The organism is Streptosporangium sp. NPDC002607, assembly GCF_053592655.1.
Genome location: NZ_JBSFWD010000010.1, coordinates 59,830 through 84,545, shown reverse-complemented (window position 1 = coordinate 84,545; position 24,716 = coordinate 59,830). Strand labels below are relative to the sequence as shown.

29 protein-coding genes are annotated in these 24,716 nt (G+C 68.0%); 16 read left to right on the top strand and 13 right to left on the bottom strand.

Translation table 11 applies throughout. From position 1 onward, the window contains the following. The first annotated feature begins 938 nt into the window (after window positions 1-938). Window positions 939-2,018, top strand: a complete 1,080-nt coding sequence (locus ACWD3H_RS14505) for a D-alanyl-D-alanine carboxypeptidase family protein (protein WP_350926438.1) — start codon at window positions 939-941, stop codon at window positions 2,016-2,018. 313 nt (window positions 2,019-2,331) lie between these two features. Here the strand turns inward: ACWD3H_RS14505 and ACWD3H_RS14500 are convergent, their stop codons facing one another. Both ACWD3H_RS14500 and ACWD3H_RS14495 read right to left on the bottom strand, forming a co-directional pair. Further along, window positions 2,332-2,763: a PPOX class F420-dependent oxidoreductase gene (locus ACWD3H_RS14500; RefSeq protein WP_451955285.1), complete on the bottom strand. Its 432-nt coding sequence runs from the start codon at window positions 2,761-2,763 to the stop codon at window positions 2,332-2,334. Window positions 2,764-2,824: 61 nt separating this feature from the next. Then, entirely contained in the window at window positions 2,825-2,992 is a 168-nt protein-coding gene (locus ACWD3H_RS14495) for an NAD(P)-binding domain-containing protein (protein ID WP_451955284.1), read from the bottom strand. A gap of 82 nt (window positions 2,993-3,074) precedes the next feature. On the opposite strand from ACWD3H_RS14495, the gene ACWD3H_RS14490 reads away from it, so the two are divergent. Both ACWD3H_RS14490 and ACWD3H_RS14485 read left to right on the top strand, forming a co-directional pair. Beyond that, window positions 3,075-3,455 carry a MerR family transcriptional regulator gene (locus tag ACWD3H_RS14490; protein WP_451955283.1) on the top strand — a complete coding sequence of 127 codons (381 nt, stop codon included), beginning with the start codon at window positions 3,075-3,077 and terminating at the stop codon, window positions 3,453-3,455. 41 nt (window positions 3,456-3,496) lie between these two features. Then, entirely contained in the window at window positions 3,497-4,441 is a 945-nt protein-coding gene (locus ACWD3H_RS14485) for a polysaccharide deacetylase family protein (RefSeq protein WP_451955282.1), read from the top strand. A 107-nt stretch (window positions 4,442-4,548) separates the two neighbouring features. Here the strand turns inward: ACWD3H_RS14485 and ACWD3H_RS14480 are convergent, their stop codons facing one another. Both ACWD3H_RS14480 and ACWD3H_RS14475 read right to left on the bottom strand, forming a co-directional pair. Further along, window positions 4,549-4,746 (bottom strand): DUF397 domain-containing protein, encoded by a 198-nt coding sequence (locus ACWD3H_RS14480; protein WP_451955281.1) that lies wholly within the window; start codon window positions 4,744-4,746, stop codon window positions 4,549-4,551. A 190-nt stretch (window positions 4,747-4,936) separates the two neighbouring features. Continuing rightward, window positions 4,937-5,215, bottom strand: a complete 279-nt coding sequence (locus ACWD3H_RS14475; protein ID WP_355618682.1) for a GntR family transcriptional regulator — start codon at window positions 5,213-5,215, stop codon at window positions 4,937-4,939. A gap of 886 nt (window positions 5,216-6,101) precedes the next feature. Between ACWD3H_RS14475 and ACWD3H_RS14470 the strand changes: the two genes are divergently transcribed. Both ACWD3H_RS14470 and ACWD3H_RS14465 read left to right on the top strand, forming a co-directional pair. Continuing rightward, the gene (locus tag ACWD3H_RS14470; protein WP_451955280.1) at window positions 6,102-6,338 is read left to right on the top strand and encodes a hypothetical protein; all 237 of its coding nucleotides are present in this window, start codon (window positions 6,102-6,104) and stop codon (window positions 6,336-6,338) included. Then, a complete protein-coding gene (locus tag ACWD3H_RS14465) occupies window positions 6,335-6,655 on the top strand; it encodes a hypothetical protein (protein ID WP_451955279.1) in 321 nt (106 codons plus the stop codon). Before ACWD3H_RS14470 ends, ACWD3H_RS14465 begins: the two co-directional genes overlap by 4 nt. Window positions 6,656-6,814: 159 nt before the next feature. Here the strand turns inward: ACWD3H_RS14465 and ACWD3H_RS14460 are convergent, their stop codons facing one another. Next, the gene (locus ACWD3H_RS14460) at window positions 6,815-7,225 is read right to left on the bottom strand and encodes a YybH family protein (protein WP_451955278.1); all 411 of its coding nucleotides are present in this window, start codon (window positions 7,223-7,225) and stop codon (window positions 6,815-6,817) included. Between the two features lie 151 nt (window positions 7,226-7,376). Here ACWD3H_RS14460 and ACWD3H_RS14455 point away from each other — a divergent pair, with 151 nt between their 5' ends. Continuing rightward, on the top strand, window positions 7,377-10,499 hold the full coding sequence (locus tag ACWD3H_RS14455; RefSeq protein WP_451955277.1) for a Tn3 family transposase: 3,123 nt from the start codon (window positions 7,377-7,379) through the stop codon (window positions 10,497-10,499). 251 nt (window positions 10,500-10,750) lie between these two features. Here ACWD3H_RS14455 and ACWD3H_RS14450 read toward each other — a convergent pair whose 3' ends face one another. Next, a complete protein-coding gene (locus tag ACWD3H_RS14450) occupies window positions 10,751-11,407 on the bottom strand; it encodes a hypothetical protein (protein ID WP_451955276.1) in 657 nt (218 codons plus the stop codon). A 317-nt stretch (window positions 11,408-11,724) separates the two neighbouring features. Here ACWD3H_RS14450 and ACWD3H_RS14445 point away from each other — a divergent pair, with 317 nt between their 5' ends. Then, on the top strand, window positions 11,725-12,750 hold the full coding sequence (locus ACWD3H_RS14445; protein WP_451955275.1) for a WD40 repeat domain-containing protein: 1,026 nt from the start codon (window positions 11,725-11,727) through the stop codon (window positions 12,748-12,750). A gap of 26 nt (window positions 12,751-12,776) precedes the next feature. Here the strand turns inward: ACWD3H_RS14445 and ACWD3H_RS14440 are convergent, their stop codons facing one another. From ACWD3H_RS14440 to ACWD3H_RS14430, 3 genes are all read right to left on the bottom strand, one after another. Further along, the gene (locus ACWD3H_RS14440; protein ID WP_451955274.1) at window positions 12,777-13,373 is read right to left on the bottom strand and encodes a hypothetical protein; all 597 of its coding nucleotides are present in this window, start codon (window positions 13,371-13,373) and stop codon (window positions 12,777-12,779) included. Then, window positions 13,363-13,953 (bottom strand): recombinase family protein, encoded by a 591-nt coding sequence (locus ACWD3H_RS14435; protein ID WP_451955273.1) that lies wholly within the window; start codon window positions 13,951-13,953, stop codon window positions 13,363-13,365. Before ACWD3H_RS14435 ends, ACWD3H_RS14440 begins: the two co-directional genes overlap by 11 nt. Before the next feature lie 181 nt (window positions 13,954-14,134). Next, window positions 14,135-14,371, bottom strand: a complete 237-nt coding sequence (locus ACWD3H_RS14430; RefSeq protein ID WP_451955272.1) for a hypothetical protein — start codon at window positions 14,369-14,371, stop codon at window positions 14,135-14,137. Window positions 14,372-14,742: 371 nt separating this feature from the next. On the opposite strand from ACWD3H_RS14430, the gene ACWD3H_RS14425 reads away from it, so the two are divergent. Together ACWD3H_RS14425 and ACWD3H_RS14420 are read left to right on the top strand one after the other, a co-directional pair. Beyond that, on the top strand, window positions 14,743-15,192 hold the full coding sequence (locus tag ACWD3H_RS14425) for a hypothetical protein (RefSeq protein ID WP_451955271.1): 450 nt from the start codon (window positions 14,743-14,745) through the stop codon (window positions 15,190-15,192). Between the two features lie 276 nt (window positions 15,193-15,468). Next, entirely contained in the window at window positions 15,469-15,861 is a 393-nt protein-coding gene (locus ACWD3H_RS14420) for a RapZ C-terminal domain-containing protein (protein WP_451955270.1), read from the top strand. 365 nt (window positions 15,862-16,226) lie between these two features. On the opposite strand, the gene ACWD3H_RS14415 is transcribed toward ACWD3H_RS14420, so the two are convergent. Together ACWD3H_RS14415 and ACWD3H_RS14410 are read right to left on the bottom strand one after the other, a co-directional pair. Beyond that, entirely contained in the window at window positions 16,227-16,481 is a 255-nt protein-coding gene (locus tag ACWD3H_RS14415; RefSeq protein WP_451955269.1) for a hypothetical protein, read from the bottom strand. 56 nt (window positions 16,482-16,537) lie between these two features. After that, a complete protein-coding gene (locus tag ACWD3H_RS14410) occupies window positions 16,538-17,359 on the bottom strand; it encodes a ParA family protein (RefSeq protein ID WP_451955268.1) in 822 nt (273 codons plus the stop codon). Between the two features lie 234 nt (window positions 17,360-17,593). Here ACWD3H_RS14410 and ACWD3H_RS14405 point away from each other — a divergent pair, with 234 nt between their 5' ends. Then, a complete protein-coding gene (locus ACWD3H_RS14405; RefSeq protein ID WP_451955267.1) occupies window positions 17,594-17,785 on the top strand; it encodes a hypothetical protein in 192 nt (63 codons plus the stop codon). A gap of 176 nt (window positions 17,786-17,961) precedes the next feature. On the opposite strand, the gene ACWD3H_RS14400 is transcribed toward ACWD3H_RS14405, so the two are convergent. Together ACWD3H_RS14400 and ACWD3H_RS14395 are read right to left on the bottom strand one after the other, a co-directional pair. Continuing rightward, window positions 17,962-18,495 carry a hypothetical protein gene (locus ACWD3H_RS14400; RefSeq protein ID WP_451955266.1) on the bottom strand — a complete coding sequence of 178 codons (534 nt, stop codon included), beginning with the start codon at window positions 18,493-18,495 and terminating at the stop codon, window positions 17,962-17,964. 281 nt (window positions 18,496-18,776) lie between these two features. Next, entirely contained in the window at window positions 18,777-19,340 is a 564-nt protein-coding gene (locus ACWD3H_RS14395) for a hypothetical protein (RefSeq protein WP_451955265.1), read from the bottom strand. Window positions 19,341-20,186: 846 nt separating this feature from the next. On the opposite strand from ACWD3H_RS14395, the gene ACWD3H_RS14390 reads away from it, so the two are divergent. The 6 genes from ACWD3H_RS14390 (at window position 20,187) to ACWD3H_RS14365 (ending at window position 24,651) form a co-directional block, all read left to right on the top strand. Continuing rightward, window positions 20,187-20,366, top strand: coding sequence for a hypothetical protein (locus ACWD3H_RS14390; RefSeq protein ID WP_451955264.1), 180 nt, complete (start codon window positions 20,187-20,189; stop codon window positions 20,364-20,366). A 191-nt stretch (window positions 20,367-20,557) separates the two neighbouring features. Then, on the top strand, window positions 20,558-20,887 hold the full coding sequence (locus ACWD3H_RS14385; RefSeq protein ID WP_451955263.1) for a hypothetical protein: 330 nt from the start codon (window positions 20,558-20,560) through the stop codon (window positions 20,885-20,887). A gap of 105 nt (window positions 20,888-20,992) precedes the next feature. Beyond that, window positions 20,993-21,607 carry a DUF4158 domain-containing protein gene (locus ACWD3H_RS14380; RefSeq protein ID WP_451955262.1) on the top strand — a complete coding sequence of 205 codons (615 nt, stop codon included), beginning with the start codon at window positions 20,993-20,995 and terminating at the stop codon, window positions 21,605-21,607. 267 nt (window positions 21,608-21,874) lie between these two features. Continuing rightward, complete coding sequence (locus ACWD3H_RS14375; protein ID WP_451955261.1) at window positions 21,875-22,783, top strand: MerR family transcriptional regulator; 909 nt, start codon at window positions 21,875-21,877, stop codon at window positions 22,781-22,783. A 57-nt stretch (window positions 22,784-22,840) separates the two neighbouring features. Then, window positions 22,841-23,482 (top strand): FMN-dependent NADH-azoreductase, encoded by a 642-nt coding sequence (locus ACWD3H_RS14370; RefSeq protein WP_451955260.1) that lies wholly within the window; start codon window positions 22,841-22,843, stop codon window positions 23,480-23,482. A 260-nt stretch (window positions 23,483-23,742) separates the two neighbouring features. Beyond that, window positions 23,743-24,651 carry a recombinase family protein gene (locus ACWD3H_RS14365; RefSeq protein ID WP_451955259.1) on the top strand — a complete coding sequence of 303 codons (909 nt, stop codon included), beginning with the start codon at window positions 23,743-23,745 and terminating at the stop codon, window positions 24,649-24,651. Window positions 24,652-24,716 lie beyond the last annotated feature (65 nt).

The following is a 24,716-nucleotide window of genomic DNA, read 5'->3' as shown; positions in this document are numbered from 1 at the left end:
CGGTGCGGAGCCTTGGATGAGGGCTGGGGATGGCCTGGGGCTCCGGGTGGGGGAGGATGCGGGGCTGCTGAACGGGGGAGTGCCGGAGGGGGGTACGGGGTTGCCGAACGGAGGTGTGCCGCAGGAAAACGCGGGGCTGCTGGATGGGGGAGTGTCGCAGGAAGATGCGGGGCTGCTGGATGGGGGAGTGCAGGAACAGGGCGTGGGGTTGCTGAGCAAGGGAGTTGTGAGGGAGAAGGCTGGGCTGGGAGTGGCGAGGGAGGGTGTGGGGTTGCTGGAGGAGGGGGCGGCGGGGGACGTGGTGGCGGTGGTGCCGGTCGTGGTTGGGGTGGTGCGGAGCGGGGTGTTCGGGCCGAGGTTGCTGCCTCCGCCCTTGCGGCCGGAGCGGGTGTACGGGGGGTGGATGCCGGTCGCCGCGAAATCGGACGTGGGCCGCTCGGTGAGTGGGGGCGGCAGGCTCGGTGGGACGGGCGAACTGGGTGGGTTGAACCAACCGGGCCAACCCGGCTACCTGAACCAACCGGGTCGATCAAGTCAATCGGGCCAACTCGGCCAACTGCACCAACTGGGGCGGTCAGGTCAAACGGGCCAGCCGGGTAAAACAGGCCAGCCGGGCAGCATGGACGAGGCGGATGTGGTCGTACCCGTGAGGGTCCCCAGAGGCCCCAGAGGGCCGCGGAGGGCCGCGTTGCGGCCGCCTGTGGAGCCTGAGCCCCGGGAGGAGCGGGAGCCCTGGGACGGCTGCCCGGTGGAGTGGCGGGGGACGTGGCTCTGGGAGGTCTGTAAGGAGCACGCGCGGCAAGAAGTCTGACTTGTCTGGTCGCAAAAAGGGGTGTTCGGCGCATAACGGCTGTGGAGGTCTGGCCCGGGTAGTTGGCCAGCTGTAGTAGCGTGCGTGCCTGACCCAGGTCACGAGTTCGCAAACGGAGGGGTCGAACGTGCCACCTCGTCGATCAGCGGGTCTGATCGCCGTCGTCGCGACGATGCTTTCCCTCCTGCCGGGGGCCGCTGTCGCGCAGCGGGCGCCGGCGGAGGTTCAGGCCGTCGTCGTCGCCGATCCGGTGAATCTCACAGAGCTGCGTCGCGAGGCGGAGAAGGCGACAAAGGACCTTGAGGCCGCGACCAAGGCGCTGGAGCAGCGGCGGACCCAGATCCGTGACTCGGAAAAGAAGCTCACCGCCAAGCTGAGGGAACTGCAGGCGGCCGAGAGGGCTTTCGAGCAGGTACGGCAGCCGCTCTCGGACCTGGTCGGGCTCCTCTACCAGCAGCCCCTCGGCGGGGACGTGGCCGGTTTCCTGTCCGGCGAGTCCAACACGAACACCCTGCGGGCCATGGCCGGTGTCACCCAGCTCGTTGCCGAGCAGGACCTGATCCTCAAGGACAGCAGCCGCCTGCAGCTGGAGCGGGAGCGGCTGGCGGGCGAGGCGCAGGAGCTCCGGGCGACCAACCTCCTCGCGGAGGCGCAGATGGGCGCCGAGATCGAGACGCTCAGGGCGCGCTCGCAGAAGATCGTGCAGTCCCTGACCAAGGCGCTGGTGAAGCTGGGCGTCAAGATCAACAAGAATGGGCAGCCGGCGGCCGGGTGTGACCCGACCCGGGCGACCTCGATGGGCGACTTTCCCAACGGGCTCATCCCGCAGGCGTACCTCTGCCCGCTCCAGCAGCCGGGCAACCAGCTGCGCGGTGACGCCGCGCTCGCGTTCATCAGCCTCAACGAGGCGTACAAGCGGCGGTTCGGCAAGCCCATGTGCGTGACCGACAGCTACCGGAGCCTGGCCGAGCAGCAGTCGGTCTACTACCGCCGCCCTGGCTTCGCCGCGGTTCCCGGACGGAGCAACCACGGCCTGGGGCTCGCGGTCGACCTGTGCGGGGGCGTCGAGCGCTTCCGCTCGGCCGAGTTCAACTGGGTGGAGGCCAACGGCAAGAGGTTCGGCTGGATCCACCCCCAGTGGGCCTACGTCAGCCCCTTCGAACCCTGGCACTGGGAGTACGACCCCAAGCTCGGTTCCCTGTTGTAAGAGCCCGGCCAGGGAAGTGGTGTACGAACATCCGGATCTGGTCACGGTTGGGGAGCGCGACATCGTACGCGGCGAGTGTGCGCGTGGGTCCGCTCAGCGGTACGGGTCTCGTGCGGTGCGGGGAGGTCAAAAGCGCAGCGAGGGCGGGTGAGGGCTTGGGGCCGTTCAGGAGAATTCGCAGGTTCGCCGGGCCGCGCGCTGGTGAGGCTCGTCTGGCAGCGCGCGCACCACGGTGATCGTGTCCGCAGCAGCGCACGGCTTACTCACCGTCGCCGGTGTGGACCTGGACATACGAAGCTTCTGCGGAGCGCTGTCAGCGGAGCTTGGCGCCGTACACATGGTCGACCGTCATTGCCATAAGCACCCTACGATCGGACACCATCACCGACCGATACTCGTCCCAGTCCGGGTGCTCCCCGGCGGCGATGCGGTAGTAGTCCACCAGTGCCTCGACCTCGGGACCGTGGGGGTCGGTCCCCGGCCCGGTGAGTGTCGCCGTGCCCTCGGCGGTGGCCCACGCCCAGCCGTCGGGGCTGGTGACCTCCAGCGTGGCTCGTGAGTCCCGACGTAGATTCGTCGTCTTGGCTCGCCCCTCGGTCATCGAAACGTAGATGAGATCGGCCTCCTGGTCGTAGAAGGGCATGACGGGGGAAAGCTGGGGGCGGCCGTCCGACTTGATCGTTGCGAGGACACCGAGTCGACTTTCCGCGAGCAGCGTACGTGGGTTGAATGATGTGGCGGTCATGTCCCCTGCCAAGTCGTGATCGGATGCCGGCTATTCCCGGCGATACCGGGCCGGCAGCTGGTCATGGTCGCACCTTTGAGGGCTTGCGGAACTGCTCGATCATCGCCGCGTAGCCGTTCCACACGGTCGTGGGATGCCCGTCGCGCAGGAATGCTCCGGCCGGCGCCTGGCCCATCAGACCCAGGCCTATGAACGTCACGGGAGTGTGGCCGGCATCGCGATTCCGCATCGTGCGCTCCTTCGAGGTGCGTTGGTGGTCATGGCAGAATCCTCAACGTTCACACCGATATGAAGGTCAAGGAGGAGTGAGCATGCTGATCGGGGAGCTGAGCCGGCGGACCGGAGTTCACGCGCATCAGCTGCGTTACTACGAGGCCCAGGGCTTGCTTGAGCCCGGCCGCGGCGCCAACGGCTACCGCGAGTACACCAACGATGCCGTCCTGACCGTGACTCAGATCAGGAAACTGCTCGAAGCCGGACTGTCGACCCAGGAAATCGGGTTCATGCTGCCCTGTGCCACCGGCGCGGCCCCCGACCTCGAATCCTGCCCCGAGCTCCTGGCCGTCCTACGAGCACGCCTGCATGGGCTGGACGAACACATCGACACGCTCATCCGCTCCCGCCAGGCCCTCCACGACTACATCGACGCCACCGAACGGCGTGTGTCACGGCACTATCAGGGATGCGACTAATTCCCGTGCGCAATCTCTTGTCGGTGGTTCACACTTCGGGCATGGATGGATATGCCGTCGAGCCCGCCACACCCTTGGTGAAGTCGAGCGAACTGCTGGGCTTTCCTCCTGACGCCCGGGTGCTCATCGTCAACTGCGATGACTTCGGGATGTACGACGCGATCAACGCCGCGGTGATCGACTCGATTGAGCAGGGGATCGCCAGTTCGTGCAGCCTGATGGTGCCGTGTCCATCGGCGCCGCACGCCATGCGTCTGCTTCGCAGGCGGCCGGAGATCCCGTTCGGGATTCACCTCGCGCTGGTCTGCGACACGGCCCACTACCGGTGGGGGCCGCTGACCGCGAAGGAGAAAGTGCCCTCGCTGCTGGACGACGCGGGCGAACTGTTCATATCCACACCCGCGGGGCGTTTCGAGTTCCTCGCCCAGGCCCGTCTCGACGAGGTAGAGCTTGAGTTCCGCGCACAGATCAACGCCGTGGCCGATGCCGGGCTCACCCCAACGCATCTGGACTTCCACTGCCTGGCCGACGGCGGACGCGACGACATCCTCGACCTGACCGTGGCGCTGGCCGCGGAGTACGGCCTGGCGGTGCGGGTCTGGCTCGAACCCGGACGTCAGAAGATGCGACAGCGGGGCCTGCCGGTCACCGACAACGAGTTCCTGGACAGCTTTTCCCTCAGCATCGAGGGCAAGCCGGCCCGATACGCTCATCTGCTACGCGACCTGCCGACCGGGCTCAGCGAATGGGCGGTGCATCCCAGCGTCGGCCGCGAGGAGTCGCAGGCGATCGACAGCGGCTGGCGCGTACGCCGAACCGACTACGAGTTCCTGACCTCGCCGAAGGCTCACGAACTCCTCCAACAGGAGGGCATCGCCGTGATCGACTACCGGACCATCCAGCGGGCATGGTCCAGCGCCCCCGGTAGATCGGCAGTACGCCTTCCCGCTCAACGACGGTCGGCGCTGGACGGCCGACCGTCGTAGGCACTCAAGCTTCTCCGGCCGCATTGAGCCGCAGGCGCCTACCCATAGCCTGTTGGCCGTGCTCGTCCGCATCCGGCACCGCCGGATGAGGAGATCCTGCGGTGGTCTCAGATTTCTCCCGTACGGATGCCCGCGAGGAAGTCGTTCCAGGTTGCCGGGGAGAAGGTCAGTACGGGGCCTGACGGGTCCTTGCTGTCGCGGACGGCGACGATGTCCGGCAGGTTGGTGGCCACCTCGACGCAGCCGTTGCCGCCGTCGCTAAGGGTTGATTTGCGCCACGCGGGAGTGAGTGTCAGATCCGGCATCTTGGCATCCTCCGTGCTTCAGGTTGCGGTGACAACGCGCGGAGAAGGCAGAAATATATGAGGAACGCTTGCCGTAGTGCGCGGTGCAGGCGCATGATGACCCAGAATCACTACTCTGAGTGAGATCATCATGACACTGGATCACTGCTCTGCCTTGCGGATCGAGTTGGTTGGGGCCGTTGGGGCTCCGTTATGGCTTCGTGGTCCGCGCGTCTCCGGGATTGTTCTGCCTGGCGTGCTCGGATGGCAACACGAAGGTTCCAAGGCTGGGAACGAGCTTGACGAGGCCCAGATCGCGCAGGTAGCGGAGGACGTGACGAGCGGTGTTGTTCCCGACGGCATAGTCACCCATGATTGCCACGATGCTTGGGACCTTGTGTCCGGGTGGCCATTCACCGCTGTGGATGCGCTGCTCGAACGTCTCCGCGACCTGCTCCCACTTAGGTCGGCCAGGCTCGAAATCGATCATGTTAGCGACCGTATTCGTTATTGGCATGCCTGGGCGACCCCAGACGTGCCTAGACATGCCTAGGCACGCATGGACACGCGTAGGCATGCCTTGCCTGCTAGAGGTCCCCTTCTAAAAGACGGACCCGCCCGACGGTGCAAACGTCTGGACGGGCCCTTGACCAGGAAGTGAGTCCTGATCCGTGAGTAACCCTAGTGCTCCGGCCCTTGACCGGACCATGGCGAGCGGCTGCGGCTGTTTCGCCGACGCGCCGCCGATGCCGATGGGATGCGCCTCCTGTGGGCATGCCCCCTACGCGCACGGCTGCCTCGACCAACCTGTCCATCACGAGTACATCCAGCCCTCCGGCGCTCTGATGGCCACCCGCCTGCAGGCCCGCCGTAGCGGAGACCTTTCCCTGCCCTGTTTCGAACCGCTCGTACTCGTCGCTCCGGCCGAGGCGATCCCGCTGGTACCCGCTCAGAGGTCTACCGCGCAGGTCCCGGCTGAGGTGGCCATGCCGGTGGTCGCTCAGTGGTGTGCCCAGAGGGCTCCGACAGAGGCGACCCCATCGATACCCGTCCAGTGTCGTTTCGAGCAGGTCCTGGCTGCCGAGCCCGCTGTATCGGTGTCGCTACCCCGGCGGGTGCCCAGCTGTCATCGCACGGAGCTCCCGGCCAGGTCTATCCGAACCAGACCGTCCCAGTTCGGCGGTGGGCATCACTCCACGCCCCGTCTCGGGCGAACGACCGCCTGCGCTCTGCGTCGCGTAGCGGTCGCCTCGTCTCCGTACCGGCTACCCGGCCCGTACGGCGCACCCCTCCGTGTCCTGCCCTGCCCCATGAAGCGGGCCCGTCCTCCGCTACCAACGTCCGGACGGGCCCTTGATCGGATGGAGGTCCAATCAGTGGACGATGTTAGATCCAGCGCGCCCGAACCGGCCATCCCCGGCTGGCGGTTGATCCTCAGCGACGCCGGACGGCTGTGGGCCAGCCGGGAGGAGCCCTTCTCCCTGGCCGCGTTCCACGCCGGAGCCGAACGCACCGTCGACGCCGACACTCTCGACGCCCTGCGGGCCGAGACCGATCGGCAGGAGACCATCGCGCGGGAGGCTCAGGAGCAAGCCGGGCAGGTGATCTCATGATCCGGCGACGACCCGCCCGCCCTCGCGGGCGGCACCGCGACGGCCTGGCCGCCCCTCCCGTGCCGCACTACACCTGGGACCACGAAGCCCGCGCCGAGGCCGCGATGCTGGAGATCACCTGGCCAGGCTGGGCCGTGCTCTACGGCACCGGCAGCCGCCTCTTCCACGCCATCGCCACCTGGCCCACCCCGGAACCGCTGCTCCTCTGTGACCGCACCGTCGAGGGGCTCAAGGCGCAGATGCGCGAGGCCGAGATGAACGCGCTTCTGCACCGCTGGGCGCTCACCTCCACCTCGGCCACTATCGGCCACTTCTGAGCAGGCACGGCGGCCCCATCCCTTCCCCGGCCCAGGCCGCCGTGCCGTCAACGCACCGCGCAGGCGCTACAAGGCGCCCGTACGGTGCGTGACGCAGGCGGGCCCGCTCGCGTCATCCAGCGGCATCGCCGCTGGTCGATGGACGGCACCTGGGACGGGCTACGGAGGGGGTGTTTGGCCGTCGACTCCTGGTTGCACGCCGAAAGGGTTGTCGATGGCGTACCGCCAGCGCCCATCTTGCCCGCGTCGGGCGACATCGGTGGCGGTGCCCTCGATGTGGACAGGCCGGCCATCGCGGTCCGTGCCGTCGATGAGCCAGTCGACGATCAGCAAGGCGATGTCGCCCGTGGTGTATACGTGCCGCGGCCGAACGGTGATCGGCAGTCCGAGATCCAAGAATCGTTCATTGGCGGCGTGGACCTCCTGCCCGGTCAGCGGTGAGCCCGGTTCGGGGACGAACATCGCCCCGCCCTCATAAACTTCCGCCACCGCCTCCACGTCACCGGTGTTGAATCGCTCGGCGAACACCATGGGCACGTCCTCGGGACGTTCAGCAAGCTGCCGCATCATCGATGCATGTCCTTCCATGAGGTAGAAATCAGTCAGACGCGGCAACGCTAGGAGGGGGACGGCCGGAATACGCCGGAAAGACACCGCGGGGCCTGAAGGCCGGTCGTTAGGGTGATCGTCGTCGTGTTGGTGGCGGTCTTGGGGGATTCGGGTGACCTCGGTCGATCGGACGGCATATCCGGGGTTCGCCGGGGTGGTGTCGGCGCGGGAGTTGGCGGAGGCGTTCACGCCGACTGAGGCCGAGGTCGCGTGGGCTCGTGGCCGGACCCAGGATGAGCACCATCTGCTGGCGCTGGTGGTGTGGCTGAAGTCCTACCAGCGGCTCGGGTACTTCCCGAAGGTCGAGGACGTTCCGGCGGCGGTGGTCGGGCATATGCGTGGCGCGCTGGGGCTGGCCGAAGAGGTGGAGCTGCGGCGGGCGGCGCCGATGTCGGCCAGTCGACATCGCGCGTTCGTCCGCGAGCGGTTGGGCGTGGTGTACGACGCGCCCCGGGTCCGGCGGATCGCCGAGGAAGCGATCCGCGAGGCGGTGCAGTCCAAGGACGACCCGGCCGACCTGATCAACGTGGCGCTGGAGGAGCTGATCCGGCAGCGGTGTGAGCTGCCGGGTTACACCACACTGGACGCGATGGCCGCGTCGATCCGCACCGAGGTGAACACCGGGTTCTTCCAGACCGTGGCGGGACGGCTGGACGCGGCCGCGCGGGCGCGGCTGGCCCGGTTGCTGGTGGTGGACCCGGTGACTCGGCGCAGCGAGTTCGACCGGCTGAAGGACGTGGCCAAGGCCGCGTCGCTGAGCAAGTTCAAACAGCGGCTGGCGCTGCTGGCCGACATCGAGGCGATCGGGCCGACCCGGGTCTGGCTGGAGGGCGTGCCGCCGGGGAAGGTCGGGCACTTCGCAGGGGAGGCGCACGTCACCGACGTCGCCGACATGCGCAAGGTGGGTACCGACAAGCAGTTGACGTTGCTGGCCAGCTTCGTGCACACGGCCGCGACCGGGGTCCGCGACGACGTGGTGACGATGTTCTGCAAGCGGATCGCGGCCATCCACAAGAAGGGCCGCGAGCATCTGGAGGCGTTGCGGGAGGCGCACCGGGCCGAGTCCGAGCGGTTGCTGGGGGTGTTCGGTGAGGTGCTGTCGGTGGTGCAGGAGGCCATGACCCCGGCCACCGCCCCGACAGGCGATGGCGGCACCGTCGCGCCGGACGCCGTGGCCCCGGTGGTGGTCGCGACGCCGACGGTGCGGGATGTGGCTGAGCGGGCCGGACGGCTGGTGCTGAAGACCCTGGAGCAGTCCGGTGGTGTGGACACGCTGGCCAGCGCGCACGAGGCGGTCTCGGCGCACCACGGCAACAACTACCTGCCGCTGTTGGACCAGCACTACCGCTCGCACCGTCCGGCGCTGTTCACCCTGGCCGAGGCGATCGAGTTGGAGGCCACCACCGCCGAGCGCAGCGTGCTGGAGGCGGTGGAGTTCCTGCTGGAGCTGCGCGGCGCCAAGGCCGCGTTCGTACCGGAGGAGATCACCGTGGAGCGGCCTGGTCCCGCCGGGGAGCCGGTCGAGGTGCGGCTGCGGATCGACGTGGACGCGTTCGCCTCGGGGCAGTGGCGCAAGATCCTTCGGGACAAGAACCGTCCCGGGATGCTGGTGCGCCGCCACCTGGAGGTGTGCGTGTTCTCCTACCTGGCGGCCGAGCTGCGCTCGGGCGACATCGCGGTGGCCGGGTCGGACTCCTACGCCAACCTGCACGACCAGTTGATGTCGTGGGAGGAGTGCCGCCCGCTGGTGCCGGCGTTCTGCGCCCAGGCGGGCATCCCGGCCACCGCGTCGGCGCTGACCGCGCACTACCGCGACAAGCTCGCCGCCGTCGCCGCGGCGGTCGACGCCGGGTACCCGGCCAACACCGACCTGCTGCTGGAAGGCGGACGGCCTGTGCTGCGCCGCTGCAAGGGCGCCGAACGGCGGCCCTCGGCGCTGGCGCTGGAGGCCGCGATCCACGACCGGCTGCCGCAGCGGGCGCTGCTGGACATCCTCACCCGCACCGCCTACCTGCTGAAATGGCACCGCCACTTCGGGCCCGCGTCCGGCTCGGACCCCAAGATCCGCGACGCGATGGCCCGGTACGTGCTGACCGCGTTCGCGCACGGCACCCTGCTGGGCCCGACCCAGGTCGCCGCGCACATGCGCGGCCTGGTCAGCGTGCACGAGCTGTCACTGGCGGGCAACAAGCACACCAACGCCACCAAGGTCGACAAGGCGTCGGTGGACGTCATCAACGCCTTCAGCAAGCTGGACGTGGCCAGCGTGTGGGGCGACGGCAAGACGGTCGCCGCCGACGGCTCCCAGATCGACACCTGGGAGAACAACCTGCTGGCCGAGACTTCCATCCGCTACGGCGGGTATGGCGGGATCGCCTACCGGCACGTCTCCAACACCTACGTCGCGCTGTTCTCCCGGTTCATCTCGTGCGGGGTGTGGGAGGCGGTCTACATCATCGACGGGCTGCTGAAGAACACCTCCGAGATCCAGCCCGACACCATCCACGCCGACACCCAAGGCCAGGCGCTGCCGGTCTTCGGTCTCGGCGCGCTGCTGGGCTTCGACCTGTTGCCGCGCATCCGCAACTGGCACGACCTGGTCTTCTACCGCCCGGACGCCAGCACCCGCTACGCCCACATCGACTCGCTGTTCGGCGACGAGGCGATCGACTGGCGCCTGATCGAGACGCACTGGACCGACCTGCTGCGCACCGCGATCTCGATCCGGGAGAACAAGCTGTCGTCGGTGACGTTGCTGCGCCGCCTAGGCAACCACTCCCGCAAGAACCGCCTCTACCGCGCCTTCCGCGAACTCGGCCGCGCGATCCGCACCATCACCCTGCTGCGTTACCTGTCCGAACCCGCCCTGCGCGAGCAGATCACCCAGGTCACCAACCGCAACGAAGCCTTCCACGGCTTCGCCGACTGGCTGATGTTCGGCGGCAAGCTCATCGGTCACAACGACCCCGACCACCAGGAGAAGGTGGTGAAGTTCAATGAGCTGATCGCCAACTGCGTCATCTACTCTACCGCCTGCGACATTACCGACGCCGCCAACGCCATCGCCGCCGAAGGCCCCCCCGTCGACACCGACGACCTGGCCACCATCTCGCCCTACATCACCCACACCATCCGCCGCTTCGGCAACTGGACCCTCAACCTCACCCCACCCGCCCAGATCCCCACCACCCGGCTCGACCTCGAACCCCGCGTACTGTTCGCGCCAAGTACCTGAACGGCGCCGATCAGCGCGCCTCCGTCCCGGCCTCGGGGCTTGGTGCTGGTGAGCTCGGTCATCAGTCCTCGTTGGCGGCGGCTTCGACGGGATCGGCGAGGGCGACCAGGCGCAGCGCCAGTTGGGTCATGGCGTCGATGGGGGACAGACCAAGTAAGCCAGAAAGGGGCAGACCGCAGGTCAGGGGCCGTTCCGTGGGTATGGCTCTCGTTGCTGTGGTCGGGGCTGGGGCGTTGCCGGGGCGAGGGGGATTAGGGCCCGACCAGGGTGGTGATCAGTTTGCGTGCTGCCGCCTTGGTCAAACGCCGCAGTGCCTGACCGGTCTTCTCATCGGCTCTGCGCGGCGCGATGTCGGTCCCGTGGACCACCGTGTTGAACGCGGTATCGAATCGCTCGCGCCCGACCTTGCCGACCAGGGTGGTGAGGTACTTCAGTTGCTTGTCGGTGGCCGGCTCCGGCGCAGCTTTGGTCGGACGTTCGCGACGTGCCGCAGCGTCGGCACCGCTCACTTTGTGACCTTCAGATGCGGCCTGGGCACGGTCGGCGATCTTCACCGACTCGACCCAGCCCATGCCGGGTTTGCCGGTGACGGCCTTCCAGAGGGCGTCGGTGGTCAGCGCGGATTCGTCGACGTCCTCGGTCAGGCCCGGGCCGGTCAGGGCGACCCAGCCGGTGCCGGAGCGCACCACGGTGAATCCGGCCGGTTCGGCGTGCTCGGTGACCCAATTCAGGCCGCACCCGCAGTGGGTGTCATGGTAGCGGCGCCACTTTGAGCCGAGTGCCTCGTACACGAGCTTGTCGCCGTAGCGCTTGGTGTCACGTGTGAATCCCGACATCGCCTGAGCGTTCCACGAGTCGCCGACGATTTCGCCCTGGTCGGCTGATGCTGTGCCTTGCCCTGGCGCCACCTTGCCGTTCCTGGGAGCACTGCCGTGACGCTGAGCGCCTCACGTGCCGGATCGCCGGGGCTTGCGGCTGATCGCGGCTCGTGGGTAGGCCAGGCCGAGGGGATGGGGTGGTCATGAGGACGACGGTACCCAGCAGAGCCTGATCTCCGAAGGGTTTCGCGACGTATGCGCCCCCCTACGCGCATGCGCGAGGGGTGTGCCCGTCGCGGCCATGCCGACAAGCAGCCGCCGTCGGCGAGCCGCCCGGCCCGGGGGAGCGGCAGGGGATGCAGGCACCTCCAAGCCGATCTCAAGCGTGATCTTCTACAGCTACGGGGGTGACTACGACCCCTTCGCGGCAGCGCCGATCACTATCTCGCCGCACCCTGCTCCTGGGCGGGCTCGGCGCCCTGACCGCCATCGGCGTGCCGACCACAATCGCCCTCACCCGCACCCCCGCCCCCACACTAAACGCCACCAACCCCACACCGAGCGCCACCCTCACCGGGCACACCGGCAGCGTCTTCTCGATGGCCTTCAGCCCGGACGGCGAAACCCTCGCCACCGGTGGCCGCGACGAGAGCGTGAGGTTGTGGGACGTGGCCGGCCGCAACACCGTCGCCACCCTCACCGGCCACACCGACGAAATCATCTCGATGGCCTTCAGCCCGGACGGCACAACCCTCGCCACCAACACCGTCGACGACAACGTGAGGTTGTGGGACGTGGCCGGCCGCAACACCGTGGCCACCCTCACCGGCCACACCGGCGGCATCTACTCGGTGGCCTTCAGCCCGGAGGGCACAACCCTCGCCACCGGCGGCTTCGACAGCACGGTGAGGTTGTGGGATGTGGCCGGCCGCCGCATCGTTGCCACCCTCACCGGCCACACCGAAAGCGTCCCCTCGGTGGCCTTCAGCCCGGACGGCAAAACCCTCGCCACCGGCAGCCACGACGAGACGGTGCGGTTGTGGGACGTGGCCGGCCGCAACACCGTCGCCACCCTCACCGGCCACGCTGGCGCTATCCGCTCGGTGGCCTTCAGTCCGGAGGGCACAACCCTCGCCACCGGCAGCTTCGACGGCACGGTGCGGTTGTGGGACGTGGCCGGCCGCGAAACCGTGGCCACCCTCACCGGCCACACCGGCGGCATCTACTCGGTGGCCTTCAGTCCGGAGGGCACAACCCTCGCCACCGGCAGCCTCGACTGCAGCGTGAGGTTGTGGGACGTGGCCGGCCGCCGCACCGTCGCCACCCTCACCGGCCACACCGGCGATGTCTACTCGGTGGCCTTCAGCCCGGACGGCGAAACCCTCGCCACCGGCAGCACCGACCAGAGCGTGAGGTTGTGGCCGACCCGCTGACCCAGTAGATCATCGCCGCTTCAGCCCTACCGCCAAAATCCGGTCCGATCCTCCCCGGAGGCCAATCCGGCGACCTCGTTCTCGATCCGCTCGGACAGTGCGTTGAGCACACCGGCGACGCCGCGCAGTGCGTCGTTGAGACGGTTGTGGTCCAGGGCATCGGCGGCTTGGTCGTAGGTCCCGGCGGGCCGTATCTCGTCCTTGTCGGGCACGTGGTCGTCGGGCAGGTCCTCGGCCAAGAACACCGTTTGCAGCTCGATTCCGGGCACCCACCCCTCCCATCCTTCGGGGGAGGCGTCGCCCGCCGGTTCGGGGTGCCGCTCGGTCAGCATGATCCGGCGGGCGATGATCGTGGCCGTGCCCCACGGGGCGGGCCCGGCGGCCCATTCGACAGGGTCCAGGTGGACGCTCATGTCGCGGGGCAGCGCGGCCAGCAGGTCGGCGAGCTCTCCGGCGTTGCCGATGGACTGGCCGGTCTTGCCGACGATCGAGTCGACCAGCGCGAACTGCATCTCCGGGTCGTCGTGGTAGCCGGGCCACGGCTCCGCGCCGCCCTCGCGGCGCATCGCGAGCGGCAGCGGCTTGTCCTCCGGGGAGGACGGACGGCCGTCGTCACTGCTCATGGGGTGCTCCCTGATCGGTGGCTGCCTTCGCCTCGGCGAGGGTCTTGTGGACGACGCCGACGGAGACCTTCACCCCGGCGGCGATGGTGCGGATGGATTCCCCACGCCGACGGCGGTCGAGGATCGCGGCGAGTTTGTCGTCGTCGACAACGGGGCGGCGGCCGCCGACCTTGCCTTGCTTGCGGGCGGCCTCCAGCCCGTTGAGGGTCTTGCGCACGATGTCGCGGCGCCGGTCCTCAGCCAGCGCGAGCGCCAAGTCGAGCAGGAAGGAGCGTTCGGTGTGCTCGCCGGCCGCGATGCCTTCCAAGACTTTGACGCCGACACCCTGCTGGAACAGGTCGTTGAGGACGATCAGTCCTTCGAGGAGGTTGCGGCCGAGCCGGTCGACCTCCTGAACCGTCAGCAGGTCGCCCTCGCGGATGTAGGACAGCGCGGTGAGGAGGTCGGGCCGGTCGGCGGTGGCGAGCTTGCCGCTGGTCTTCTCCTCGATGACCTTCAGGCAGATCGGATCGAGGGCGTCGTGCTGCCGCTGGGTCTTCTGCTTGTCAGTGCTGACCCGGACCAGGCCGATGAGTGCCATCGAGTCGGCACCTCCGTTCATCAAACGTCTCGTGCGACGTATCTGAACGGTAGCAGAAGACGATCCAAGATGAACGGGAAAACGAACACCCGAATCGGACACGGCACGCGGCGGTCCCGATGCGGCGGTGCGTGCGGTTCTCGTTCGTCAAACGTTCGTTAGACGAACACCCGAAGACGCCTCAGCCGATCACACCTCCGCGGCCCCTTTCTGCCATACCAGGGGGCCGTCCGAGGTGACGACGGGTATGGAGCGCGGCGACGAGCGCCCGCCCCTCCTCAACGGCGTGGCCGGCGGCGGGTTCCTCGACGGGAAGACCGTGCGATCGCGCCCATTTACCGGAGGCCTGGCCGGAGGTGCCCATCGCCTCGCCGATCTGCCGCCAGGAGTAGCGGCGCTCGCCCTGTCGGGCGGTCACCACGAGCTCACGGGTGACAAGGTTCAGTTCGGCGGCGAGCCAGCGGGCAGCGGCAAGCCGGGCCAGGACCGGATCATCGGGGAAAGCGCGGGTCTCTCGGCCGCCCGCTCGCGCAAGAAGCGGCGCAGGGCAGTCCGGACGGGACCTGCGGTCAACGGCTTACGCGGCGAGGAGGCCATGCACCTATTGAAACCTAAGTTTCAGCACTTCAGACGCCGCTCCCGGGCAGCACACAGCCTCGGCGGTGTCTTTCCGGCGTATTCCGGCCGTCTCCCCACAACGTCCACAACGTTCGGGACCACGACGAGCTGGAGGAGGGGCAGGCGTCCGCTCCGCAGCCTGCTCCCCCGGCGGGGCCGCGCCGCCTGACGGTGCTGCCCGGCGGCGCCACCTCCGATGCCAGCAAGTGGGCCGCCCCGCTGCCGTCGGCCCGCTCGGCCGTCGCGGCCGCGAGCGCGGCCGACTGGGCGCTGCCCCGCCGGGGCACCCTGCGCGCCGAGCAGATGCACCCCGTGACCCCGGCCGCACCGGCCCGGCCGCTCCCGGAGATCGTGGCCCGTGTCCTGGACGCCTTCGCCCAGGCGCGCGATGACCGGATGCACTCGGAGACCCTGGCCGACGCGCTGGGCATCCACACCGCCGAGGGCAAGGGCGACGCGGTGGCCCTGGCCGATCTGCTGCGCCCGCTGGGCATCACGCCGATGCCCACACCGTTCAACCGGGGCGGCAAGCCGCGCCGCGGCTACGCCCTGGCCGACATTCAGAAGGCTGCGGAGCGTATCGGCCGCGGGGAGCCTTCCCCGGCCGCCGAGGCTCCCTGAGGGTCGTCCGGCGGGGTGTTGGACTCCCATGTTGGACCCCAACACTCCAACACCCTCCGACGCCGGAGTCCAACACCCGCTTGAGCAGGGAAAACGCTCCGGTGTTGGAGGGTGTTAGACCCTCGGGAACCCCCCCCGGATCCCGCCTCTGAGGGCCCGAGACCCCCCTTCCCGCCCGACTCCTACACCTCCTACACCCGGCCCCGCCGGCGCCGCTCCCACCGGCCGACGCACCCCGCCCCGCCCATCACCCACCGTCACCACTGAGGAGACCGCATGCCGCTCATCACCGTGACCTCGTTCGGCTACGACCACCCCGGCGCCGCCCCTGATGCCGACATCACGCTCGATGCGCGCCGGCTGTTTCGCAACCCGCACGCCAACCCGGGCATGCGCGAGCGGACCGGCCTGGACCGGGCGGTGTACGACCACGTGATGGCCACCCCCGGCGTCGCGCCCGTCATCCGGCACACCGTGGCGTGTGTTCTGGACCTGCTGGCCGCGACCGGCGGCCCGGTCACCGTCGGGTGCGGGTGCGTGGGAGGCAGACACCGCTCAGTTGCTATGGCCCGCGCCATCGCCGCCGACTTGACCGTTCTGGGGATCGGCCTCGGCGTCGCCGTCGCTCTGACCCACCGCGACGTCGACAAGCCCGTGATCCAGCGCTGAGCCTCGCGCGGTCGTTGCGCGTCGCCCCCGGAATCCCGGCCGGGGGCGGCCCGGAGCGCCCACCCGGACGCTCGCCACAAATACATCAGGGGCCTCCCGCTACCAACGAAGTGGCCCCTGACGTCCCAGAAGGGAAGTCCCAGGATGACACAGCGCGGCAACCAGTGGCCGGCAGGCGCCAACTCCACCCCGACCAGGCTCACCTACTCCTGCTCGTGCGGGGCGGTCAGCTCCAGCCCGATCAACCACGACCACTCGAAGAAGAGGTAGCCGCGTAGCACCCCCGAACGGAAGCGGGCCCGAAGGATCATCCTCCGGGCCCGCTTCCGTTTCTCAGCATGCCAGCACGTTGGCATGCTGGCGTGTCATCCCTGCTCGGCGGGGTGTTCGGCCAGCCAAGCGAGCACGGCGTCGGTAACGGCCTGCCGCTGTTCAATATCCAGCAGAGCACAGCGTGCCCGAAGCTCCCGGCGTACCGGTGCTGGCAGGTAGGTGGAGAAGTTGACCCAGTTCTCTGACGGGCTGGCCTGCTGGCGTGCTGGCGTGCTGGCAGGCTCAACCGGCGGGTCCTCCGGCTGGGGTCCTGTGCGGATCGGCTCAACCTCAGCCGTCAGGCGCATCGTGGACGTCTGTCCAGGCCGAGAACGAGGAGTCGAGCGAGCAGGCGTGGACGAAGTCATGCGGCCGCCTTGTCGAGTGCGACGAACAATCGCTCGGCGAGCATCTCGTAGAGGAACGCCATCTCGGACGCGTTGCTACGGCCCAGCGACCGCAGGGGAACGGCCGCGTCGGCGGCGTCCTTGATGGGAGCCCGCTCGGGAACATGAGGAGTCCATATCCGATCGGCGCCGAACAGGTCGGGGAGTCCGTCGAGCTGGAAGGCATGGGCGCCCACGGTCGCGCGCACCCGTGAGACGACGTACCCAAGGATCGGCAGGCCGGGCACGCCCAGGTCGCCGGCTCGATCGGCGATGAAGTCGCGGAGACGGACCGCGCCCTCCACGCTGTCGTATTCCGGTTCGACCGTACAAACCACGGCGTGCGCGGCGGCCAGAGCGAGCTGGGTGAGGTGGCCAAGGCTGGGAGGACAGTCCAGGAGAACCAAGTCGTAGTCGTCGTCGACGCCTTCAAGGGCTTTGCGCAGTCGGAAGACAGCGCCGATGACGCCAGCTTCGGAGACCCTGTTTTCCAGGTCGAACCGGGCCGGGATGAGGTCGATGCGCTCGCCGATCTCCTGTTCCCACTGGCAGGGGTAGATGGCGTCGGCCGCGACCCCTGGGGCATCAGCTTTGATCGCCTCGGAGATCGTGGGTACGGGCTCGGAGGGATCCCAGCGGAACCCCAGTCGACGGGAGGCATTGGCCTGGGGGTCGAGGTCGACTACCAGGACGCGGCGGCCGAGGGTCGCGGCGGCTGCGGCGGTGTTCACGGTGTAGGCGGTCTTCCCTGCCCCGCCTTTGTGATTGCCGACGACCACGCGGCGAGGTTGCTGTGTCATGGGTGCCAGGATGCCAGGAACACGTCAGCACGTCAGCATGTGAGCGTGCTGACACGCTGGCATGCCAGCACGTTGGCGTGTTGTTCCCGGTGGCAAGGCCCGACGAAGGAGGGCCGCGGCAGTCGATCGCCCCGACCATCTACGGCCCCGGCCCGGACGGGCGATCGTCACGGCCTCGCCACGATCCCCCGAAGTCGGGGACACGGCCGGGGCCCGCGAGTCAGGGTCGGGGCCATGCGAGAGGTGACCTTGCTGGGTGGCCCCTTGGACGGGGCGACGGTACCCGGGCCGATGGTGCTGGCGGACGAGGCGTTGGAGACCGGGGCGTGCATGGTCGTCCCCGGTGAGGAGCGCCAGGCGGTGTACGAGCCGCTCCAGGACGCCGATCCCTGGATCTGGCACTACCGCGGAATGCTGTCGCTCTGACGTTGCTGGGTTGGGCGGCCTCGGTGAGCGGGACCGAGCGCGCGTGGCGGCGGCGGCCGGGACCGGCCTCCAGGCCGCATGCCCGGCCGGCGCCGCCGGACCGCGCGGAGGGCCGCGCGGTCGCAGGGCCGCCCTTGACCCCTACAAGAACAATTCGGCAACTGGTCGACTAGACATCAGCAGAAATCGAAAGAGCTGGCCGACTTGTGCGGCCGACCAGTCTCGGGGTTCAAGACGAGCACCCGGTCGTTCAGGCGCGGGCGCGCGGGATCGGTCCAGGTCACTTCGGGGATGTCGGCCCAACGCCGCCCGCTGCACCCCACGTCCCACTGGCGTGTCAGCAATCCGGCGTCCTTCCGGACCACGAGGATCCACTCTGAGAACCAGTCCCATTTTCCGTACTCGACCCTCATCGTCAGGCCCGTGCCGGCCGGGCCGGGGATCACCTCATCGGTGCCGCGGGAAGGCAGGGCGAAGCGCGCTGACACAACCACCCAGACCATCGCGAGCACGACCGCGGGCACAAGATAACCCTTGCCGAAACGGAGCCACCCAGCACCGGCGATCAGGAGCGCCGCCACCCCGGTCAGCACGACCGGCTGATTGAGGAACACGTAGTGCCCAGCGGCACCCACCAGGGCGACTGCAATGGCCAGAACCCCCAGGAGGAAAAGGACGCCGGCGGACGACGTCCGTGAATTCGAACTCATGGCGGCACGCTACGGACCGGGACTTGCGCCCCACTGGGGAGCGTATGACTGAGCGTTAACGGGTCGAATCGGGGATTCGAGGGCCGTAGCTGTGCACCAGGGCGTGAGGTTCCTCAATTCCGGCCTCGTCGGCCCGCTCCTGGTGCTCGTCGACGGGGCGCTCGGTTCTTTCGGCAACCGCCGATCGAGGGCCTGGGCGTCGCGGGCCGGGACCGGCCGGAGAGCCGCAGGTTCCTCGACCCTAGGGACGGCGAGCACCGCCGATGTGTACGGGAAACTGGTCACCGGCTTGCGTGGATACGGTCCTGCTCGTCCGGGGTGCCGATGAGCGAGGCGTCGGCCGGATCGAAGATCGCGCCGGTGTCGGTGAGCGAGGCGGGTCTGCCCGGTTGGAGGAAGGACACGAGGTGCTCGGTGTCCGGGCCGTCGACCTGGCAGCGGTAGGCGTCCCGGCGGGCCCCGTTCACCAGCAGGCGGACCTTCAGCCGGTCCGCCGCCCGGCACAGCTGTTGAAGGGCCCCGAACAGGTCGTTGCCCTGAGCGATGATCTGTGGCTGGTCGAGGTGGGCGCGCTCGTCAAGCTGGAAGGCCAGCGTCCACGGCTCGTGCCTGCGGACGGTCACCAGCGCGCGTGCGGGCTCGCCGTCGCGCAGGATGCCGATCTTCATGGGAGCCCCCTGGACGATTTTCCCCCACGGCTGGCCCGGCGCCGGCATCTCGTGGTATCTGGTGTGGCACGCCAGGCACTCCCACTTCTCCGGGCCAGGGATGCAGCCGCCGAGAACGAACAGCCCGGCCTGCACACCCCGTTCCAGTGCTTCGGTGAAATTCGGGTACCCGTACATCACCGGGGCCACCCTGCCCCCGTCGCACCGAAGGCACAACGGGCGCCAGTCCTCCCCCCTGTCCCCAGCCCTGTCCTCGACACGGCCCATCCCGGCCCCCTCAGCTCAGCTGATCATCGGCGATGATCGTCACGACGGTATAGACGCCGTTCTGGCCCGCCGGGTTCGCGCCGCCGTACCACGCTCGGCAATATCGAAGGCGCCCGCGGTGGCGGGCGCCCTGGAAGACGTGGAGAAAAGTCTCATCCGCAGTCCGGGAGCCTGTGTTCTCCTAGAGGCTTACGCCCCTCATCTCTGTGGAGGAACGCGCGTGCAGAAAATGTCCCCTGCTGCGGAACGGCTTGTCCGGCTCATGCTGCTGCTCCCATCCGACCCGGGCGAGCCACTGTGGGACAGCGTGGCCGACGACTGCGGAGACCTCCCCACCGTCATGGCGATCGGTGGATGGGTTAGCGACACGGGGCATGACGAGCATCCGAACGAAAAGTCCCGTTAAGCCGGAAAGAGGCAACGGCGGTCGGCACACAGGACAGAACATTCACTCTGTCCGGTTCCCGGGGCGGCGTCTGACCAGGTCAGCGCAGCCAGACCGCTGCGGAAACCAATCCGGCCCCACGCCGGGCACGGCTATCCACAGCCGAAACCCCGGCTTCCGCCTCCACCGCCTGACCAGCCCTATTAGCCCTTTCCGGCTTACTTGGTCTGCCCCCCAGTAGATCATCACCGTTGCAGCCCTCCCGCCACAATCCGGTCCGATCCTCCCCGAAGGCCGGTGGCCACCGCGCGACAGGATGATCTCTGCTTTCAAGATCCCCGACAGCGTCAAGTACTGAGACGCGGACACCAGTGATCGACAAGTCGCTTCTCAGCTCCCTCGGCGATGATGGCCGCGTCATCGCTGCATCCACGGCTGAAAGGACAATCATGCAGGACCTCGACGACATGCGGGCACTCGACGACGCCGAGCTGGCGGCGGTCTACGGCGGCATGAACAAGAGCGAACTGACCATCCTCTCTAAGGACTAGCTCACCGAGTAGGTCCGGGAAGCGCCTGGGGTCAGAAAGGTTTGCCCTACCATGGGTGATCTGGATGTGATCGGTCCTTTGATCCCAGGCGATACCCTCTACGCGCACATCGCGGTCGAACTTCGTCACGCTGAACACCGCCCCGTCCCTGTGACGCGCGGTGCTGATTGGCAGGGTTTCAGCGACGTTATTTGGCAGAGTCAGTTGGTGCCGATGACGAGGGCGTCCCGTGCGGCATCGATGACTTCAGCGGTGACTCGATCGAGCCCGTTGAGCTTCATGACGCGCTCGGCCTGGTTCAGCAGGCGGGTGACGAGCCGGAAGTTGCCTGCGGTCGTGCGGGTGATGGCGGCAATGGCATCGGTTGTGGTGACGTCGGGGACATCCAGACCCAGGTGGGCGAACGCGGCGGCAAGAACGGCGACCAGTTCGCCGACGGCGAGAGTGCGGTAGTGGTGGACGAAGCCGACGCGGCTGTAGAGGGGGTCCCGGTAGTAATGAAGAAATTTTCAACGAAGTAGCGCCTGACCTGCGGAAACGGAGGAGTTGTCCTCCTGTGGCGGGCTGATGATCACTGCCGCTACGTTCGTTCCGGCTTTGTCCGGTACGGCACGTGGAGTGGTGCGTTGTCAGAGAAGATGTTCTCCGAGGAGCAGTTGGAGCAGCTGCGCTCGTTCCCGGAGATCAGCGCAGATGAGTTGATCCGATATTTCACGCCGACAGCGGCTGACGCGGCGTTCGTGAGTCCCGGCGGGCGAGGCCCTGTCGATCGGCTGGGCATGCTGGTCCAGCTCTGCACGCTGCCGTGGCTTGGGTTCGTGCCCGACGATGTGGCCTCGGCACCGCCAGCGGCCGTGGCCCGGGTTGCGGAGCGGCTGGGCGTGGCGCCGGCGGCGCTGCGGCTGTACGGCAAGCGCGAGCAGACCCGCTCGGACCATCTGGGCCTGATCGCCAAGTACCTGGAGCAGCAGACCGAGCAGGCGTGGTGCCTGACCCTGCTGACCAACTCGGTGGTCGCCTGGACGACGGAATATTATTCCAGAGCGGTGCTGGAGCTGCGCTCCCAGGGCAGGGAGGTGAGCGACGAGATCCTGTCGCACATCTCGCCCGGGCACAGCGACAACATCAACTTTTTCGGCGTCATCAACGTCGACGTCGAGGCGGAACTTGCCAAGCTCGACACCAGCGGCTGGCGGCCGCTGCGGCCCGCCCAACTGCGGGAGCTGGGGTTGACCCCGTGAACTGAAGTCCCTGAGAAAGGCGAGGGTCCCTTCCTCCCCCAGACAAGCCGGGTGAGGGCGGGGCCCAGTGGGTTGGTGGGCTCGGCGCGGGCGGGGCGGGAACGGTGAGTTCGATCTCGATGGCTAGCGCACCGAGGGCTTCCTTCTCGGGGCCGTAGATGCGGCGGATGTTGTACTCGGTCCGCGCCCCGTCAACGGCTGCTCCACGGCGAGAATTTCTGACAAATCGCTTGAGGTTCCACCAGATGGAAGGTGCAGATTCAAGCCATGAACGACGTGACGGGTCTATACACGATCGGGCAGTTGGCCCAGCGTACGGGGCTGCAGGCGCGCACGATCCGCTTTTGGTCCGATAGCGGCGTCGTCCCTCCGGTCCAAAGATCGGAGGGCGGGTACCGGCTCTATGACGCGGAGTCGGTCGTGCGGCTGGACCTGGTCCGGACGCTTCGCGATCTCGGGCTCGGCCTTGATGCCATTCAGCAGGTGCTGGAGAAGCGCGCCATGCTGAGCGAAGTGGCGGACCTGCACGTCAAAGCGCTCGATGCCGAGATCCGCACCCTCAAGATTCGCCGGTCCGTCCTGCGCATACTCGCCCACCGTGACAGCTCTACCAAGGAGATCGCCTTGATCAACGCGCTAGCCCGACTCTCGGCACGGGAACGCCAGCAGGTCATCGACGACTTCGTCGACCGCGTGTTCGCCGACGTCGTCGATGACGATGCCACGCTCGTCGCGGGATGGATGCGTGACCTCCCATCCGATCTCCCGGAAGACCCGACCTCCGAACAGATCGACGCGTGGGTGGAACTGGCCGAGTTGGCGGGCGAGGAGAGCTTCCAGCAGACGGTCCGCCGAATGGTCCTCAGTGGCGAGGAGAACAACCGCCTGGAGTACGGCCTCAACCTCCGGCCCCTGGTCTTGGAGCACGCAGGCGACGCTCTGTCGCGCGGCATCGCGCCGGAGTCGGCCAGGGCGAGCCTGATCCTGAAGCGGATCATCCCCGACGACCTTCCCGCAGAGGAGACCGCCGCCCTGATCACGTGGCTGGACATGGTCGCCGAGCCCCGAGTGGAGCGGTACTGGCAGCTCCTGAGCCTCCTCAAGGGCCAGCAGCCATCCCCACCGGCGGTCCCGGCCTTCGAATGGCTGCTGGCCGCACTGCGCGCACATCGCTGATCCGTCCCCCGCACCTTCCGACCCCGTATCCTTCGCCGTACCCATGAGGGGACAGCCATGCCGACCTTGCTCCACATCGACTGCAGCATGCGCCAGGACGGCTCGGTGACCAGGGAGATCACCGGGATCTTCGCCGAGGAATGGCGCCAGGCCAACCCCGATCACACGTACGTGTACCGGGATCTCGGCGCCTCGCCGATCCCCCACGTCGACGAGGCTTCGGTGGTCGCCGGCCTGCTGCTCCAGGAGGGGCTGAACGAGGACCAGCGCCGTGCCTGGTCCGTCTCCGAGCCGCTGATCAAGGAGCTCCGCGCGGCCGACACCATCGTGCTCGGTGTACCCATGTACAACTACTCGATCCCGTCAGTGCTGAAAGCGTGGTTCGACCGGGTTACGGTCAAGGAACATATGATTCAGGAGCCGATGAGCGAGGGCCTGCTGACCGGGAAGCGGACGATCGTGGTGACCGCCCGGGGTGGCTCGTACGGCCCGGGCACCCCTCGCGAGTGCTACGACTTTCAGATGCCCTATCTGCGAGCCCTGCTGGAGCAGATCGGCCTGGACCGCAACCTCGAGTTCGTCCATGTCGAGATGACGCTCGCGCACTCTGTCCCCGCGCTGGAGCAGTTCAAATCGATTGCCGACACCTCCCGTGAGGAGGCCGCCAACAACGTGCGCAAGCTGGTCCTGGCCGGCTGAGGACGCGTTCTCCGGGATCCGACGAAAGCCGTGGCCCGGTCCAGGAGGTCAATCACGTAGGCCCCCGCTCGAGTCGGTCACCAGCCCAAAGTAGCGCTTTGTAATCACTTTCACGGATAGTGATGGCGCGGAGCGGCTCGCGGCCGTTTCGTAAACGGTCGCCTATGAAACAGCGGCCCGGCGTCCGGCCGTCCAGGGCGTTCCCGCCCCGATCATGTTCCATGAGTCGTTTCAAATCCCTGGAGCTTTGAAACGCATCCATGAAACGATCGTGGGTGAGCGACGACGACTTCTCCCGCGTGGAAGCCTTCGACTGCCCGATGTCCTCCTGCGTCGCCCCGGCCGGATCGCCCTGCCGCACCGGCCGGGGCAAGGTGGCCGCCCAGTACCACACCGCCCGGTTCCGGCTCGTGCCGTCCCTGGCCAAGGTACTCAACGTGCCGACCCCGGCACTGCGCAAACCCGGCACCGCATGGGTGGAACTACCCCGACCCACCGCCGGCACCCGGACGTCCGGACACGCCAAGATCGGCTACGCCCGCGCCTCAACGGTACGCCAGTCGCTGCAGACCCAGCTCGACTCCCTCCAGACCGCCGGAGTCACCCGGATCTTCTCCGAGAAGATCTCTACCCGCGCCACGCGGCGCCCCGAACTCGAGCGGGCCGTCACCCTGGCCCGGGAGATGCGCGCCTCCGGCGTCGCGGTCACCCTGGTCGTCCACGAGCACAAGCGGCTCGGCCGCGGCCTGGCCCTGGCCGAGCTCGCCGAACAGCTGCGCGCCTGCGACGTCGGCCTGGAGTTCCTCACCGGCGAACTGCAAGGCAGCCACGATCCGTCCGGCGTGGTGTTCACCGTGCTCGCTGCCCTGTCCGGGATGGAACGCGAATACATCCGCGACCGCACCCTGGAAGGCCACGAGTCCGCCCGCAAGAACGGCAATGCCATCGGCGGCGCCGCCGTCACCGATGAGGCCATGCTGTCCATGGCACTGCATCTGCGCGACCAAGACCTCAGCCTCCGCGAGATCGCCGCCCGCCTGGTCATCACCCAGGGCGCCAAGAGGGGCCGGCACCCCTCCCCGGCCACCGTCATGCGCATGCTCCGCGACCACGACTCCAGCATCACCGAGCTGGGCGCCGGAGCCGACGATGCGAAGCAACGGCCGTAGTCCCTGGCCGGTACACGAGCCGCGAACTGTCCTTGGCGTCATAATCCAACACCGTTATCAAACCG

Bases quoted from the DNA above. Each gene is read 5' to 3' on its own strand.
- ACWD3H_RS14395 (WP_451955265.1), bottom strand. From the start codon at position 19,340: ATGTACGGGTACCCGAATTTCACCGAAGCACTGGAACGGGGTGTGCAG.
- ACWD3H_RS14375 (WP_451955261.1), top strand. From the start codon at position 21,875: ATGAACGACGTGACGGGTCTATACACGATCGGGCAGTTGGCCCAGCGT.
- ACWD3H_RS14405 (WP_451955267.1), top strand. From the start codon at position 17,594: ATGCGAGAGGTGACCTTGCTGGGTGGCCCCTTGGACGGGGCGACGGTA.
- ACWD3H_RS14420 (WP_451955270.1), top strand. From the start codon at position 15,469: ATGCCGCTCATCACCGTGACCTCGTTCGGCTACGACCACCCCGGCGCC.
- ACWD3H_RS14410 (WP_451955268.1), bottom strand. From the start codon at position 17,359: ATGACACAGCAACCTCGCCGCGTGGTCGTCGGCAATCACAAAGGCGGG.
- ACWD3H_RS14460 (WP_451955278.1), bottom strand. From the start codon at position 7,225: ATGATGCGGCAGCTTGCTGAACGTCCCGAGGACGTGCCCATGGTGTTC.
- ACWD3H_RS14400 (WP_451955266.1), bottom strand. From the start codon at position 18,495: ATGAGTTCGAATTCACGGACGTCGTCCGCCGGCGTCCTTTTCCTCCTG.
- ACWD3H_RS14370 (WP_451955260.1), top strand. From the start codon at position 22,841: ATGCCGACCTTGCTCCACATCGACTGCAGCATGCGCCAGGACGGCTCG.
- ACWD3H_RS14485 (WP_451955282.1), top strand. From the start codon at position 3,497: ATGGATGGATATGCCGTCGAGCCCGCCACACCCTTGGTGAAGTCGAGC.
- ACWD3H_RS14490 (WP_451955283.1), top strand. From the start codon at position 3,075: ATGCTGATCGGGGAGCTGAGCCGGCGGACCGGAGTTCACGCGCATCAG.
- ACWD3H_RS14365 (WP_451955259.1), top strand. From the start codon at position 23,743: ATGAAACGATCGTGGGTGAGCGACGACGACTTCTCCCGCGTGGAAGCC.
- ACWD3H_RS14480 (WP_451955281.1), bottom strand. From the start codon at position 4,746: ATGCCGGATCTGACACTCACTCCCGCGTGGCGCAAATCAACCCTTAGC.
- ACWD3H_RS14500 (WP_451955285.1), bottom strand. From the start codon at position 2,763: ATGACCGCCACATCATTCAACCCACGTACGCTGCTCGCGGAAAGTCGA.
- ACWD3H_RS14440 (WP_451955274.1), bottom strand. From the start codon at position 13,373: ATGAGCAGTGACGACGGCCGTCCGTCCTCCCCGGAGGACAAGCCGCTG.
- ACWD3H_RS14495 (WP_451955284.1), bottom strand. From the start codon at position 2,992: ATGCGGAATCGCGATGCCGGCCACACTCCCGTGACGTTCATAGGCCTG.
- ACWD3H_RS14415 (WP_451955269.1), bottom strand. From the start codon at position 16,481: ATGCGCCTGACGGCTGAGGTTGAGCCGATCCGCACAGGACCCCAGCCG.
- ACWD3H_RS14435 (WP_451955273.1), bottom strand. From the start codon at position 13,953: ATGGCACTCATCGGCCTGGTCCGGGTCAGCACTGACAAGCAGAAGACC.
- ACWD3H_RS14465 (WP_451955279.1), top strand. From the start codon at position 6,335: ATGATCCGGCGACGACCCGCCCGCCCTCGCGGGCGGCACCGCGACGGC.
- ACWD3H_RS14475 (WP_355618682.1), bottom strand. From the start codon at position 5,215: ATGATCGATTTCGAGCCTGGCCGACCTAAGTGGGAGCAGGTCGCGGAG.